Consider the following 13956-nt stretch of genomic DNA (forward strand, 5'->3'; position numbering starts at 1 on the left):
GGCCAGCGTGGCGGGCATCGCGTTACCGGCCGCACTGGCCGCTGCGCCGATCGTCCTGATCCTGCTGCTGATGCTCGGCCTGCGCTGGTCGGCGGCACACGCCGGGCTTGCGGCGCTGGCGTTGGCGGCGTTGCTCGCGGTGACGGCCTTCGATTTCGGCACCACGGCCGCGGCCGGCGCGCAGGCCGGCGGCTGGCATGACGCCGTTGGTGTCGCCGCAGAAGGCGGTTTCCTCGCGCTGACGATCCTGTGGATCCTCTGGCCGGCGCTCGCGCTGCACCGGCTGCAGGAAAACAGCGGCGCGATTGCCACGCTGCGCAGCGGCCTCGGCCGGCTGAGCGACGCGCCGGCCCGGCAGGCGCTGCTGGTCGGCTGGCTGCTGGCGCTGTTTTTCGAAGGCGCCGCCGGCTTCGGCACGCCGGTCGCGCTGGCCGCGCCGCTGCTGGTTGGCCTCGGCTTTGCGCCGGTGCAGGCGGTCGTGCTGGCGCTGCTCGGCCATGCGGCCGGCGTTTCGTTCGGCGCGCTCGGCACACCGGTGGCGGCGCAGGTCGCGCTGACCGGCCTCGGCGCGGTCGAGATCGCACGCACCACCGCACTGCTGCATGCGGCGCTCGGCGGCGTGCTGATGCTGTTTTTTGTCCGCACGCTGGCGGCCAACGGCGCCAGCCCCGGCTTCGGCTGGCCAGCGCTGGCGGCGCTCGGCTTCTTCGTTCCGAGCCTTGCGCTGGCGGCCTGGCTGGGCCCCGAACTGGCGACGCTCGGCGGCGCGCTGATCGGTGCGCTCGTCTTCGTTGCCGCGCTGTCGCGCGCGAACCGGCGGCCGGTTGCGGCAGGGCCCGGCGACAGCGCCGCGTCCGGCGAGCTGGTCCGAGCGATCTCGCCTTATCTGGTGCTGGTGGTGCTGGTCGTCGCGACCCGCGCCATCGCGCCGCTGGCCGCGCTGCTCGGCGAGGCGGCGCTGTCGTGGCAGCTGTTCGACCGCTACCAGGGAAAGATGTCGCCGCTGACGCATCCGGGCACGCTGCTGATGGCCGCGCTGCTGATCGGCGCGCGGCTGCAGCGCGTCGCGCTGCAAGACGTCGGCAGCGCGCTGGCCCACGCTGCGCGGCAGCTGCGCCCGGTCACCGTCGCGCTGCTCGCGATGCTGCTGCTGTCGCGGCTGATGCTGCACGGCGGCTTGATCGACGCACTCGAGCGCGGCGCAGTTGCCGGCATCGGCAGCGCCTGGCCGTGGATTGCGCCGGCGGTCGGCGCGCTCGGCAGCTTCGTCACCGGCTCGGCCACCGCGTCGAACGTGCTGCTGACGACATTGCAGGCACAGACCGCACAGGCGCTCGCGCTGCCTTCGGTCGTGATCGTCGCCGCGCAGGGTTTCGGCGCCGCGGTCGGTAACATCATCTGCCCGCACAACATCGTCGCCGGCGCGGCCACCGTCGGCCTGGCGGGCCGCGAAGGCGAGATCCTGCGCCGCACGCTGCTGCCCTGCCTGCTCTACCTGGCGCTCGGCGGCGCGGCGGTGGCCGGGCTGGTCGCGCTGAGCTGGTGACAGCGCGCCGGCAGATGGCTGAAAATCCGGCGCTGATGACCTACGACCTGCAACGATTCGTCGATGCCCAGGCGCCTGTATTCGACCAGGTGCTGGCCGAGCTGCGTGCCGGCGACAAGCGCTCTCACTGGATGTGGTTCATCTTTCCGCAGCTGCGTTGCCTCGGCCGCAGCGCGACCGCACGCCATTTCGGGCTCGAAGGTCTGGCCGAGGCGCGCGCCTATGCGGCGCACCCGTTGCTCGGTGCGCGGCTGCTGCAATGCAGCGAGATCCTGCTCGGTCTCGAAGGGCGCAACGCACAGCAGATCTTCGGCTCGCCGGACGATCTGAAGCTTTGTTCGTGCATGACGCTGTTCGAGCGCGCGGCCGCCGACAGCTCGCCATATGGCCGCGTGCTCGACCGCTACTACGGCGGCAGGCGTGATCCGCTGACGCTGCGCGAACTGCCGCCCGACACCGCGTGAGCAGCAAGGCGCCACGCGGCCGTCGGAATCACCACCATGTCTATGTCGTCGAACTCGACGACCGGGTCTGGAACGAGCCGCGTTTTCGCAAGGCCAATCCGGACCACCAACTCGGCAAGCCCTTCGTTTATGTCGGCATGACCGGCGTCGACCCGGATCTGCGCTTCGACAAGCACAAGGCGGGCATCCAGGCGAATCGCTATGTCATCGAGTATGGCCTGCGACTGCTGCCGGCGCTGTATGCGGTCTACAACCCGATGCCGTACCGGGCGGCGTGCGAAATGGAGGTCGAACTGGCGATTGCGTTGCGCGAGGCGGGCTACGGGGTCTGGCAGGCCTGAGGTGGGCCGCCGCGACGGCTTGCAGTGCCGGTCAGGTTGCGCCAAGATACCGCGCCGATGGCCAAGCCTGCTTCGACCTCTGCCAAGCCCGACTGCCGCGTTCTGACGGTTGGCCACTCGACGCGCCCGATCGATGATTTCATCGCATTGCTGAAGGCCCACCAGGTCAGCGTGCTGGTCGATGTGCGCACCGTGCCGCGCTCGCGGACCAATCCGCAATTCAATGCCGATGCGTTGGCGCAAAGCCTGGCTGCCGTGCAGATCGAACATGTGCATGCCAGCGGCCTCGGCGGCTTCCGGCGCACCTCACCGGAGTCGCCGAATGCCGGCTGGCGCAACCTGTCGTTCCGCGGTTATGCCGACTACATGATGACTGACAGCTTCGCACAGGATCTGCTCGGGCTGATCGAACTGGCGAAGGGCGAACAGCTTGCACTGATGTGTGCCGAGGCCGTGCCGTGGCGCTGCCACAGATCGCTGATCGCCGACGCGCTGCACGTGCACGGCATCACCGCCTGCGAGATCATCAGCCCGACGCGTTTGCAGCCACACAAGATGACGCCGTTTGCCCGCATCGTCGATGGCGAGCTGCGGTATCCGCCGGAGGCCGCAGCCCCGTAGCAGCGGCTTCAGCCGCGATTTCGTTGCAATGGCACCAGCCCGAATCGGGGCTGAAGCCCCTCCTACGAAAGACAGGCCACATCGGCGCGATGCGCTGCATCCTGTGCATGCCCGTGGGAGCGGCTTCAGCCGCGATCGGTTCGCATGCCACCAGCCCGAATCGGGGCTGAAGCCCCTCCCACAACAGACAGGCCACATCGGCGCGATGCGCTGCACCCTGTGCATGCCCGTGGGAGCGGCTTCAGCCGCGATTGCGTCGCATGGCACCAGCCCGAATCGGGGCTGAAGCCCCTCCCACAACAGACAGGCCACATCGGCGCGATGCGCTGCATCCTGTGCATGCCCGTGGGAGCGGCTGCAGCCGCGATTGCGTCGCATGGCTCCAGCCCGGATCGAGGCTGAAGCCCGTTCCACAACAGACAGGCCACATCGGCGCGATGCGCCGCATCCTGTGCATGCCCGTGGGAGCGGCTTCAGCCGCGATTGGTCGCAAGGCACCAGCCCGAAGCGGGGCTGAAGCCCCTCCCACCAAACAGGCCACATTGGCGCGATGCGCTGCATCCTGCGCATGCCCGTGGGAGCGGCTTCAGCCGCGATTGCGTCGCATGGCTCCAGCCCGAATCGGGGCTGAAGCCCCTCCCACAACAGCCGCGAATTGTTCGGATGCCACCAGCCCGAATCGGGGCTGAAGCCCCTCGTGCAAGATCCCGCTCAGCTCGCCTGCACCTCGAGCCTGCCGCAACGGTCGGACAGCGTTTTCGCCAACAGGGCGGTCGCCGCATAGATCGCATCGATCGTCGGCGTCGGCGTCTCGGTGATGCGGGCCAGTTCGACGACGCTGCCGACCAGGGCCTGCAGTTCGAGGGCGCGGCCGTTTTCGACGTCCTGCAGCATCGAGGTCTTGTGTGCGCCGACGGCTTCGGCACCGGCGATCCGCTGGTCGAGCGACACCTTGAACTCGACGCCGAGTTTTTCGCCGACCTGCTTCGCCTCGTCCATCATCCGCGCCGCCAGCTCGCGGCTGAGCGGGAAGCGGCAGATCTCTTCCAGCGTCGCATGCGTCAGCGCGCTGATCGGGTTGAAGCTCAGGTTGCCCCACAGCTTGACCCAGATCTCGCTGCGGATGTCGCGCGAAACCGGCGCCTTGAAGCCGGCCGCCATCAGCGACTTGCTCAATGCGTCAACGCGCGGCGTGCGCTGGCCGTCGAGTTCGCCGATCGAGAAGCGGTTGCCCTCGACGACACGAACCAGGCCCGGCTCGACCAGTTCGGCGGCCGGATAGACGATGCTGCCGATCACCCGCTCGACCTCGATGCCCTCGGCGAGTGCGCCGTCCGGATCGACGCTGCTCAGCGCGCGGCCGTCGTAAGCGCCACCTAGCCGCTGGAAATACCACCACGGCACGCCGTTGATCATCGTGACGACCATGGTTTCCGGTCCGAACAGCTCGCGCAGGCCCGGCAGCAGGTCGCGCACCTGGTGCGCCTTCGTCGTCAGCAGCACCACATCCTGCGGCCCGGCCTCGGCCGGGTCCTTCACCGCACGGACATTCTTTGCATGCTGTTCGCTGCCGTCGGGCAGTTGCAGCCGAAAGCCGTTTGTTTTGATCGCAGCCAGGTTCTTGTTGCGCGCGATGAAGGTGACTTCCTCACCGGCCAGGGCCAGCTTCGCGCCGAGGTAGCCGCCGATGGCACCGGCGCCGACGATTGCATATTTCATTTCTTAGAACTCGCCTGAGACATAGGATCCGAAACCGAGGCCGATGCGTTGCGCCAGCCCGATCCGCTGCAGCTTGCCGGTCGCGCCTTTCGGCAGCTCGTCGACGAACAGGATCTTCTTCGGCACCTTGTAGCCGGCCACCCGCTTGGCGACGAACTGCTGCAGTTCGCGTTCATCGCACTCGTGGCCTTCGTGCAGCACGACCATCGCAGCCACTTCCTCGCCGAGCCGCTTGTGCGGCGCACCGAACACCACCACCTGCGCGACAGACACATGGTCGAGCAGGATTTCGTCGATCTCGCGCGGGCTGACCTTCTCGCCGCCGCGGTTGATGATTTCCTTCAGCCGGCCGGTGATGCTCAGATAACCCTCGTCGTCCAGCGAGCCCTGGTCGCCGGTGCGGAACCAGCCGTCGACGAAGGCCTCCTCGTTGGCCTTCGGATTGTTTTCATAACCCGGCGTCACGTTTGGCCCGCGGATCACGATCTCGCCAACCTCGCCGGCGCCGAGAAAACCGCCGTCCTCGCCGCGGATGCGGATTTCCGGGCCGGCCGCGCGGCCGACGGTGCCGGGTTTGCGTTCGGCCGGCGGCAGCGGGTTCGACGCCATCTGGTGCGCCGATTCGGTCATCCCGTACGACTCGATCAGCGGCGCCTTGAACAGCCCCTCGATCTCCTTGATCAGCTGCGGCGGCATCGCCGACGACGACGAGCGCACGAAACGCAGCGCATGGCGCTTCAGCACCTCGGCATTGTGTTTGCCGCGGCTGGCGATCGCCAGGTGCATCGTCGGCACCGCGGTATACCAGCTCGGCTTCGCGTCATCGAGCCACTTGTAGAAGCGCAGCGCATTGAAGCCCGGCGTGCAATAGACCTGCGAGCCGGCCGACAGCGGCGCCAGCAGCCCGGCCAGCAGCCCGTGGATGTGGAACAGCGGCATGATGTTCAGCCCGACGTCGCTCGCGCTGAACTGCAGCGTCTTCGCGATGTTGCCGGCCGATGCGCAGAGATTCGTCACCGTCAGCGGCACCCGCTTCGGCCGCGAGGTCGTGCCCGAGGTGTGCAGCACCATCGCGACATCGTCGGGCTGCGACGGGCCGCCGTTGTTGCACTCGGCAGCCGGCAGGTCCGCAATGCCGAACTGTCCGGCCGGCGCGCCGTCGGCCACCACCAGCTCGATCACCTGCACGCCGAGCTTGCGCGCCGCGTCGACCGCCGGCGATTGGCTGCCCTGCTCGACGATCAGCGCCTTCGCCTGCAGGTCGTCGAGGTAGAACTCGAATTCATCGACACGGTAGGCCGGGTTCAGCGGCGCACTCGTCGCCGCGCTTGCGCAGGCGAGGAAGCAGCAGGCCATCTCAGGCCCGTTCGGCAGCACGATTGCAACGCGGTCGTTGCGGCCGATGCCGCCGGCATTCAGCGCCGCGGTGGTCTGCGCAACCAGCGCGCGCAGGCCGCGGTAGTCGAGCGGTGCTCGTCCCGGGGCGCTGATCGCAACCGCTTCGTCGGCACCGGTTTGCAGGAGGGCTTGAAGTGTCATGATTGAACCGATCGCTGGGCTGGCGCCGGCGCTGGGACACAGCGGCCGGTGCCTGGGTCAGGGGGAACAGACTTTCATATCAATTCTGACTGATATTTTGCACACCGCCTGCGAGCACCGCCGGCGATCTCGCCAGGGGCTTGCCGATGTTCAATATTCCGACCGACGATGCCAGCCCCGCGCAGCGGATTGCACGCGCGCTGCTCGAAGGTTTCAACCGCCACTACCGGCTGTTCAGCGAGAACAGCCGCGCCGCGAAGCAGCGCTTCGAGCAGGCCGACTGGCACGGCCAGCAGCGCGCGATGCGCGAGCGCATCCGCTTCTACGACCAGCGCGTGCGCGAGACGGCCACCCGGCTGCAAACCGAATTTGCCGCCGATGCGCAGCCGATGGACGTCTGGCAGCAGGCCAAGCTGCTCTATATCGGCTTGCTGCTCGACCACCGCCAGCCCGAACTTGCCGAAACCTTCTTCAATTCGGTGACGACGAAGATCCTGCACCGCAGCTATTTCCACAACGATTTCATCTTCGTGCGGCCTGCCGTCTCGACCTCGTACATCGAGATCGACGAGGCGCTCGCGCCGCGCACCTACCGCGTCTATTACCCGACACCTGAGAGCTGGCGCGCGACCTGGCTGCAACTGGTGCGCGATTTCGATCTGCAGACGCCTTTCGAGGACTTGCAGCGCGATGTCGACGACGTCGCCGCCGAACTGCAGCGCCACATCGACCTCAGCCGCCCGCGCACCAGCTTCCAGATCCAGGTGCTGGCGAACCTGTTCTTCCGCAACAAGGGCGCCTACATCGTCGGCCGCATCATCAACGGGCCGCAGCAGATACCGATCGCGCTGCCGGTGCTGCACACCGCCGGCGGCAAGCTCGCGATCGATACCGTGCTGCACAGCGAAGACGACATCGTGATGCTGTTCAGCTATGCACGTGCCTACTTCCTCGTCGAGATGCAGGTGCCCAGCGCCTATGTGCAGTTCCTGCGCACGCTGATGCCACGCAAGCCGCGCGCCGAGATCTACAACGCGGTCGGCCTGCACAAGCAGGGCAAGAACAGCTTCTACCGCGACCTGCTGCACCACCTGCGGCACAGCCGCGACCACTTCCGCATCGCGCCGGGCATCAAGGGCATGGTGATGCTGGTGTTCGACCTGCCGTCCTTCCCCTATGTCTTCAAGCTGATCAAGGACAACTACCCGCCGCAGAAAAAGACGACCCGCGAACAGATCAAGGGCAAATACCAGCTGGTCAAGGTGCACGACCGCGTCGGCCGGATGGCCGATACGCTCGAATACAGCAAGGTCGCGCTGCCGCTGTCGCGCTTCGAGCCCGAGCTGATCGACGAGATGAAGACGCATTGCGCGAGCCTGCTCGAATTCACCGACGGCAGCGGCGGCGAGCAGGAAATCATCATCGACCACGCCTACATCGAGCGCCGGATGACGCCGATGAACCTGTTCCTGAAGGACGCCACCGCGAACGGCGATTTCGATGCGATCACCCGCGCGACGATCGACTACGGCAATGCGATCAAGGACCTGATCGCCGCCAACATCTTCCCCGGCGACATGTTGTGGAAGAACTTCGGCATCACGCGCCAGAGCAAGGTCGTGTTCTACGACTACGACGAGATCGAATACCTCAGCGACTGCAACTTCCGCCACCTGCCGCCACCACCGGCCGACGACGCACCGGCAACGCCGCCGGACAAACCCTGGTTCGACGTCGGCCCGAAGGACGTGTTCCCGGAAACCTTCGGCCCCTTCCTGCTCGGCAATGCGCGCGTGCGCAAGGCCTTTCTCGAACACCATGCCGACCTGCTCGACCCGGCGTTCTGGAACCTGCACAAGCAGCGCATCCTCGCCGGCGCGATGCTCGATGTCTTTCCGTACGACGTGCAGCGGCGCTTCGTCAATCGGCGCGGAGAGCCGGAAGCGGGTGGGGCTTCAGCCCCGATGCAGGCTGGCGCCATGCAAACAGATCGCGGCTGAAGCACGCTCCAACAAGCAGGCCCATGGGGGGGCTTCAGCTCCGATTCGAGACCCGTCAGATGCCGACAAGAGAGGGGAGTCTGACCGCAAGAGAGTGGCCTTGGCGCGCGCGATCCAGCTAGGGATTTACAGCCAGCGGCAGCGGTGTAGATTGGTCCGGGCCGTGAAGCAGAGCGACGCTGCCCGTCGCGGTTCGGGCACCCCCAGGTTCCAGCCAGCTTCGTTTCTGATCCACGAAAGGAGGAAACGATGACCACTGTGCCTCAGCACTCCCTGCTCGCCCTGCTGTGCGCCGCCTTGACGGGATGCGGCGGCGTCATCACCACCACTGCGCCGATTCGGGTTGCCGACATCGACGTGACCGCAGGCGTATCGCCTGCGCGCTGCGACGGCAGCTTCGATGGTTCCGGCCGCATCACCGCGACCTGGCCCGCGCCGCCGCCGAACGGCAAGGCGGCCGCCGTCTCGACGATCACGAAGCTGGTCCCGAGAGACGTGAGCTTCAACTACACGCCCGACCGGACCGAGTTCGGCGCGACGAGACCCGATCGAACCAATCTGACGATCACCAACGGTTCGCTGTCCAGTGTCTGCAGGGACGGCACGTTCCAGATGCGCGCGACGACGCGGCATGCGGTCCGCCCGCCACGCCTCGACACCGAAGACGACTCGCCGCTGGTGACGGTGAACCAGGTCGGCTTCAAGATCGCATCGCAGATCGGCGTCGACATCCGCACCGCGCGCGATTTCGACGTCAAGTTCACGCTCTCGTGCTGCGGCCCTCCGGCCGCGGGCGTCTGGAAAGTCGACGTGGTCAGCGCAACCAACGTCTTGGGCGACACGCTGAGCTGGAACCCCGACCCGCCGCGCCTGACCTGCCCCGGCCCCGATGTCGCATTCGTCGGTCGCGGCAAGAAACGGGACACCGCGCCGATGGCAACCGTGCAGCTCAAGGTGCAGAAGGTCGCCGGCAATGCCTGCGCGCTCGGAACGGCGATCGTCGAGGGCAATTAGCGGAGGCCTCGGCGCCTTCCGATCGGCAAGGCCGTGCCTTGCCTTTGTGGGAGGGGCTTCAGCCCCGAATGGGGCTGGTGCCATGCAAACAAATCGCGGCTGAAGCCGCTCCTACAAGCAGGCCCAGTGGGAGGGGCTTCAGCCCCGATTCGGGCTCGTCGGCATGCGGAGAAATCGCGGCTGAAGCCGCTCCTGCGGGCTACATACAGCTGGCCTGACTCAGCCCGCCTTCGCCGCCCCGTACGCGCCGGCCGAATACGTCAACTCGTACGAGTGGCTGTACAGCTCGAAGACGATGCCGAACGGGTCCTCGACATACACCATGCGGTACGGCTTCTCACCCGGGAAATAGTGGCGCACAGGCATGCGCTGCTTGCCGCCGGCGGCGACGATTTTCGCGAGCAGGCCTTCGACGTCCGGATCCTGCACCGCGAAATGGAACATGCCGTGGCGGCGGAAGTCGAGGTTGTTCGCAGGCGCGTGGTGGCCGTCGAACTCGAACAGCTCGATGCCGATGCGGTCGGCGGTCGCCATGTGCGCGATGCGCAGGCGCTTCCAGCCGGGGCCGAAGACATCGGTGCACATCACGCCGATGTCGCTGTCGTCCTCGTCGATCACGGTCGGCTCCATGATCACGTAGAAACCGAGCACGTCGCGGTAGAAGGCGAGCGCCGCCTCGACGTCGGGCACCGACAGGCCGATATGGGAAAAGCTTCGGGGATACATGCAGGACTCCTTGCGGTCGTTTGTCTGGAATGCCCGAAGTCTGGGTGGCGCTGCACCAAACGTCAAATTATGATTTGTTGGTCTTGTAGCTAACTTTTTGTTTGGCCCATGCTGAACGCAACCTGGCTAGAAACCTTCACTACGCTGTGCGAGACCGGCAGCCTGACCCGCACCGCCGAGCGGCTGCACATGACGCAGCCGGGCGTCTCGCAGCACCTGCACAAGCTCGAAGACAGGCTGGGCTGCAAGCTTCTCAGCCGCGACGGCAAGAGCTTCACGCTGACGCCTGCCGGCGAGCGCTTGCTGGCGCTCGGCCTGTCGCGCCGCCGCGAGGAGCGCCAGGTGCTCGAAGAGATCCGCGTCGACGATCCCGACGTCGGCCAGGTCGCCGTGGCGTGCTCGGGCAGCTTTGCGCTGCTGCTGTATCCGCGCCTGCTCGACCACAGTGCACCGCGCGCGCAGCTCTCGATCGCGCTCGAAGCCGCGCCGCAGCCCGCAATCCTGCAGGGCGTGCTCGACGGGCGCTTCGACATCGGCGTGCTGCATCACGATCCGTCCCACCCGCGCATCGCGGCAGAGCGTGTCGGCGCGGAAGAGCTGTGCCTGGTGTTGCCGGCCGATGAAGTCGGTCGCAACAGAAAGAAGGGAACCACGCCGACCTTCGAAGCGCTCGAACAACGCGGCTTCATCGGCCACCCCGACGGCCCGGCACTGGCCGAACTGCTGCTCGGCCCGAACTATCCGGGCGAGTTCTCCGGCGGCGACCGGCTGCGCCTGCGCGGCTACGTCAACCAGATCGGCCAGATCCCGGCGCCGGTGGCCCAAGGCATCGGCTACACCATCCTGCCGGAAAGCGGCATCGCGGCCTTCCCGCAACGCGAGCGGCTGCGCGTCGTGCCACTCGCGCAGCGGGTCCATCACGAGTTGTGGCTGGTGATGCGCAAGGGCCGGGAATTGGCGCAGCGCATCGGCGCCGTGGCCGAGATCGTTGGAGACACGGCGCGCGGCATCGGTGCTGGCATCTCGTCCAAGCGGCGGCGCAGCCCTGTAGGAGGGGCTTCAGCCCCGATTCGGGATCGTGGCATGCGTACAAAGCGCGGCTGAAGCCGCTCCCACAAACCACCCCGGGAGGGCTTCCGCCCCGATTCGCGCTGGCGGCATTGCAAAAGAATCGCGGCTGAAGCCGCTCCTGCAAGAACACCCCGTGGGAGGGGCTTCAGCCCCGATTCGGGCTGGTGGCATTGCAACAAAAATCGCGGCTGAAGCCGCTCCTACAGAGCAAGCAGGTGCCAAGACAACCTTCGAGATCGCGGGCCAAGGGTTTTCCCGCAGAATGCCTGCATGGTCAAACGCATCCGCAGCAATCCACTGGCCACGGCCTGGCATCGCAGTCTGACGACGCTGACCCGGCAGACGATGCTGGCCAGCCAGCGTGCGGTCACGCAGGCGGTGAAGTCGGCGCGCAAGTCGGCCAGCAAACCTGGCAGCGCGGCCGCGGCGGTCAAACGGCTGAACCCGCTGCTCGCGCCACCAGCCAAGCCGCCGCGCGGCGCGGGCGACTGGCTCAGTGGCATCGCGGTCGGCGCTGCCGGCATGCGGCGCTTCCGCCTGTACCGTCCGCCGGGTGTGAAGCCGACCGAACGGCTGCCATTGATGGTGATGTTGCACGGCTGCAGCCAGGATGCCGCGGTGTTCGCCAGCAGCACGCGGATGAACCGCATCGCCGCGCGTGAACGCTTTCTGGTGCTGTATCCGGAGCAGGACCGGTTGGCAAACCCGCAAGGCTGCTGGAACTGGTTCGATACCGACAGCCGCCGGGCCTATGGCGAAGCGGCGCTGATCCTGCAGGCGGTTGACCAAGCCTGCATGCTGTACCCGGTCGACCGGAATCGCATCGCGGTGGCTGGTCTGTCGGCCGGCGCGAGCATGGCCGCGCTGCTCGCCAGCCGCCATCCGGAGCGCTTCAAGGCGGTCGTGATGCATTCGGGCATTCCGCCGGGCACCGCGCATTCATCGCTGTCGGCGCTCGGTGCAATGGGCGGCCGCCGCGTGACGCATGCGCCGGCGCCGCGCCCGCTGCTGTTGCAACAGGCCCCGCAAGCCTGGCCGCCGCTGCTGGTGATCCACGGCCAGCTCGACCACGTCGTCTCACCGCGCAACGGCCGCGCCGCCGCAGAGTTGTGGGCAGCAACGGCCGGCGCAAAAGCAGGCACGCCGCGCGAGGTCCGGCGTGGTGAGCGCCATCCGATGACGCTGACCGATTTCAAGCGCAGCGGCCGCACCGCAGTGACGCTGATCGAAATCAGCCGCCTCGGCCACGCCTGGAGCGGCGGCGCCGCCAACCAGGCCTACGGCGACGGCAACGGGCCGGACGCATCGCGGCTGGCCTGGTCGTTTGCGGCGAAGCAGTTTGCCGCGAAGCAATCATCCCGGATACCCGCCCGCGGGTAGAGCGGCGTCTGGCGCACGCGGCGGCCTGGAAATGCCGGGTTGTTGCAGCGGGCAGACCGAGGTAGAAACCAGACCTCGACGCTGCGCATGCACTCGCATCGCCGGGACCCATGCAGTATCGTGGCTGGTCGGCCATCTGCTGAAGTCCTGATGGCCACGGCCCAGCCCATTGTTCACCAACAATGCAGGAGGGGGTCATGAGCGCATTTCCGCGTGCAGCGCGATGGGCTGCGAGTCTGGTCATCGGGGCGGCTTTTCTTCATGCGCCGGCAAGCGCAGCCCCTGCAAGCGCAGCGCCGCCACCCGACACGTTTTTCAACGGTTTCGAGGATCCCGCCGATATCGACGGCCCGTTCTGCGTCGGCACGTCATCGCCGATCCGGTACAGCTGCGGCACACGCAAGGCAACCGGCACCGATGGGATTCCCTCCGCGGCTGGCAGGTGGCATGCAGCAGCAGGGCCTGAAAGCTCGACCCAGTATGGCGGCTCCAGTTCGAGCTTTCCAGAGGGGGGCTATACGACCTCGATCGACGTCTATCTTGCCAGCCATCCGTCGCCATTCGATTGGCAATTCGATTGGTCCTCGAATGTCAACGATCCCGATGGCAACTTGCGAAGCGAATTTCCCATTACCGTAGAAAAAATCGCAAGCGGTTGGGCGATCAGCCCCAAGAAAGCGCCTGAGGCTGACCGGCTGACAGTCGAGAGAGTCGGCTGGTACACCTTGCTGCACCACTTTCGCGACGGAGGTGGCGGTGTCCTCGAAGTGGTGATGAGCGTGATCGGCCCATCAGGCGCCATTCTGAAGAGCTGGACGCGCAGCGATGCGGCTGATGTGATCGGTACGCCCATCGGTGGCCATCGTGACGGACAGCTGCGTCTGCGCAGCATGGACTTCTTGTTGATCGACAACATCGTTCGCGCGGCCAACAACCTGTACGCGCTCAAGTTGAAAGTCCGCCACAACCTCGCTGCGCTGTTGCCGACCAGCAGCCCGCATGACGACAAGCGGATCGACAAGGCCATCGCCCACCTCGACAAGAGCCTGGGCAAAGACCGCTGGATCGATCACGATTCCCTCGCCGCGAAGCTTGGCAAGAAGGTGTTCTCCGACGAGGCGAAGGCGGTCGATGACCTGCTGAAGGTCCGCGGCAGCGATCTGTCCGCGATCATCCTTGAACTGGTGCGCATCGATTCAAGGCTCGCAGCAACCGCGATCGCCGATGCGCAGCGCGCATACGACCTCTCAGCGTGCCCCAGTACCTTGAGCAAGGCATGCAGGAAGGCGGCGGGCGAGATCGAAAAGGCCGCGAAGGAGATGACCGATGCCACCGCTGCCCTTGCGAACATCGATTATGTGAAAGCGATCGAGGAATACCGCAAGGCCTGGCAGCGGGCGGACAAGGCGATGAAGGCCTTGTCCTGATGATCGTTCGGGGGCCTGGACGAACACACCCAGGAATCGGTTCAAAAGCGGGTCGAACGTGAATGCAGCGCGGCAACGCGGCACAGCCGCTATCCGCGCGAAGCCTGA

The 13956-nt window shown here is 66.6% G+C and carries 12 protein-coding genes; 9 read left to right on the top strand and 3 right to left on the bottom strand.

All coding sequences use genetic code 11. The features are described 5' to 3' along the window. Positions 1-7: 7 nt before the first annotated feature. Genes ACNH6H_RS12170 through ACNH6H_RS12185 form a run of 4 tightly spaced genes read left to right on the top strand, consistent with a single transcriptional unit; the run spans position 8 to position 2972 of the window. Complete coding sequence (locus tag ACNH6H_RS12170; protein ID WP_418318000.1) at positions 8-1546, top strand: L-lactate permease; 1539 nt, start codon at positions 8-10, stop codon at positions 1544-1546. 14 nt (positions 1547-1560) lie between these two features. Further along, a complete protein-coding gene (locus ACNH6H_RS12175; protein WP_418318002.1) occupies positions 1561-2010 on the top strand; it encodes a DUF1810 domain-containing protein in 450 nt (149 codons plus the stop codon). Beyond that, positions 2007-2351 carry a hypothetical protein gene (locus ACNH6H_RS12180; RefSeq protein ID WP_418318003.1) on the top strand — a complete coding sequence of 115 codons (345 nt, stop codon included), beginning with the start codon at positions 2007-2009 and terminating at the stop codon, positions 2349-2351. The genes ACNH6H_RS12175 and ACNH6H_RS12180 overlap by 4 nt, the downstream gene beginning before the upstream one ends. Positions 2352-2408: 57 nt before the next feature. After that, on the top strand, positions 2409-2972 hold the full coding sequence (locus ACNH6H_RS12185) for a DUF488 family protein (RefSeq protein ID WP_418318004.1): 564 nt from the start codon (positions 2409-2411) through the stop codon (positions 2970-2972). Between the two features lie 711 nt (positions 2973-3683). On the opposite strand, the gene ACNH6H_RS12190 is transcribed toward ACNH6H_RS12185, so the two are convergent. Both ACNH6H_RS12190 and ACNH6H_RS12195 read right to left on the bottom strand, forming a co-directional pair. After that, entirely contained in the window at positions 3684-4691 is a 1008-nt protein-coding gene (locus ACNH6H_RS12190) for a 2-dehydropantoate 2-reductase (protein ID WP_418318006.1), read from the bottom strand. A 3-nt stretch (positions 4692-4694) separates the two neighbouring features. Beyond that, positions 4695-6230: an acyl--CoA ligase gene (locus tag ACNH6H_RS12195; protein WP_418318008.1), complete on the bottom strand. Its 1536-nt coding sequence runs from the start codon at positions 6228-6230 to the stop codon at positions 4695-4697. Positions 6231-6376: 146 nt separating this feature from the next. On the opposite strand from ACNH6H_RS12195, the gene aceK reads away from it, so the two are divergent. Continuing rightward, positions 6377-8230: a bifunctional isocitrate dehydrogenase kinase/phosphatase gene (aceK, locus tag ACNH6H_RS12200; protein WP_418318009.1), complete on the top strand. Its 1854-nt coding sequence runs from the start codon at positions 6377-6379 to the stop codon at positions 8228-8230. Between the two features lie 249 nt (positions 8231-8479). Further along, positions 8480-9244: a hypothetical protein gene (locus ACNH6H_RS12205; RefSeq protein WP_418318010.1), complete on the top strand. Its 765-nt coding sequence runs from the start codon at positions 8480-8482 to the stop codon at positions 9242-9244. 219 nt (positions 9245-9463) lie between these two features. Here ACNH6H_RS12205 and ACNH6H_RS12210 read toward each other — a convergent pair whose 3' ends face one another. Next, complete coding sequence (locus ACNH6H_RS12210; RefSeq protein ID WP_418318011.1) at positions 9464-9970, bottom strand: lactoylglutathione lyase family protein; 507 nt, start codon at positions 9968-9970, stop codon at positions 9464-9466. A gap of 108 nt (positions 9971-10078) precedes the next feature. Here ACNH6H_RS12210 and ACNH6H_RS12215 point away from each other — a divergent pair, with 108 nt between their 5' ends. From ACNH6H_RS12215 to ACNH6H_RS12225, 3 genes are all read left to right on the top strand, one after another. After that, the gene (locus tag ACNH6H_RS12215) at positions 10079-11074 is read left to right on the top strand and encodes a LysR family transcriptional regulator (RefSeq protein WP_418318012.1); all 996 of its coding nucleotides are present in this window, start codon (positions 10079-10081) and stop codon (positions 11072-11074) included. Positions 11075-11311: 237 nt separating this feature from the next. Further along, positions 11312-12421 carry an alpha/beta hydrolase family esterase gene (locus ACNH6H_RS12220; RefSeq protein WP_418318014.1) on the top strand — a complete coding sequence of 370 codons (1110 nt, stop codon included), beginning with the start codon at positions 11312-11314 and terminating at the stop codon, positions 12419-12421. Positions 12422-12618: 197 nt separating this feature from the next. Beyond that, positions 12619-13848: a hypothetical protein gene (locus ACNH6H_RS12225; protein WP_418318016.1), complete on the top strand. Its 1230-nt coding sequence runs from the start codon at positions 12619-12621 to the stop codon at positions 13846-13848. The last annotated feature ends 108 nt before the right edge of the window (positions 13849-13956 follow it).

The sequence above is a fragment of the Pseudideonella sakaiensis genome, assembly GCF_048320135.1.
In the GTDB taxonomy this organism is placed as follows: Bacteria; Pseudomonadota; Gammaproteobacteria; order Burkholderiales; family Burkholderiaceae_C; genus Ideonella_A; species Ideonella_A sakaiensis_A.

Excerpts from the sequence above, each read along its gene's own strand:
- ACNH6H_RS12175 (WP_418318002.1), top strand. The coding sequence starts at position 1,561 with ATGGCTGAAAATCCGGCGCTGATGACCTACGACCTGCAACGATTCGTC.
- ACNH6H_RS12185 (WP_418318004.1), top strand. The coding sequence starts at position 2,409 with ATGGCCAAGCCTGCTTCGACCTCTGCCAAGCCCGACTGCCGCGTTCTG.
- ACNH6H_RS12190 (WP_418318006.1), bottom strand. The coding sequence starts at position 4,691 with ATGAAATATGCAATCGTCGGCGCCGGTGCCATCGGCGGCTACCTCGGC.
- ACNH6H_RS12195 (WP_418318008.1), bottom strand. The coding sequence starts at position 6,230 with ATGACACTTCAAGCCCTCCTGCAAACCGGTGCCGACGAAGCGGTTGCG.
- aceK (WP_418318009.1), top strand. The coding sequence starts at position 6,377 with ATGTTCAATATTCCGACCGACGATGCCAGCCCCGCGCAGCGGATTGCA.
- ACNH6H_RS12205 (WP_418318010.1), top strand. The coding sequence starts at position 8,480 with ATGACCACTGTGCCTCAGCACTCCCTGCTCGCCCTGCTGTGCGCCGCC.
- ACNH6H_RS12210 (WP_418318011.1), bottom strand. The coding sequence starts at position 9,970 with ATGTATCCCCGAAGCTTTTCCCATATCGGCCTGTCGGTGCCCGACGTC.
- ACNH6H_RS12215 (WP_418318012.1), top strand. The coding sequence starts at position 10,079 with ATGCTGAACGCAACCTGGCTAGAAACCTTCACTACGCTGTGCGAGACC.
- ACNH6H_RS12220 (WP_418318014.1), top strand. The coding sequence starts at position 11,312 with ATGGTCAAACGCATCCGCAGCAATCCACTGGCCACGGCCTGGCATCGC.
- ACNH6H_RS12225 (WP_418318016.1), top strand. The coding sequence starts at position 12,619 with ATGAGCGCATTTCCGCGTGCAGCGCGATGGGCTGCGAGTCTGGTCATC.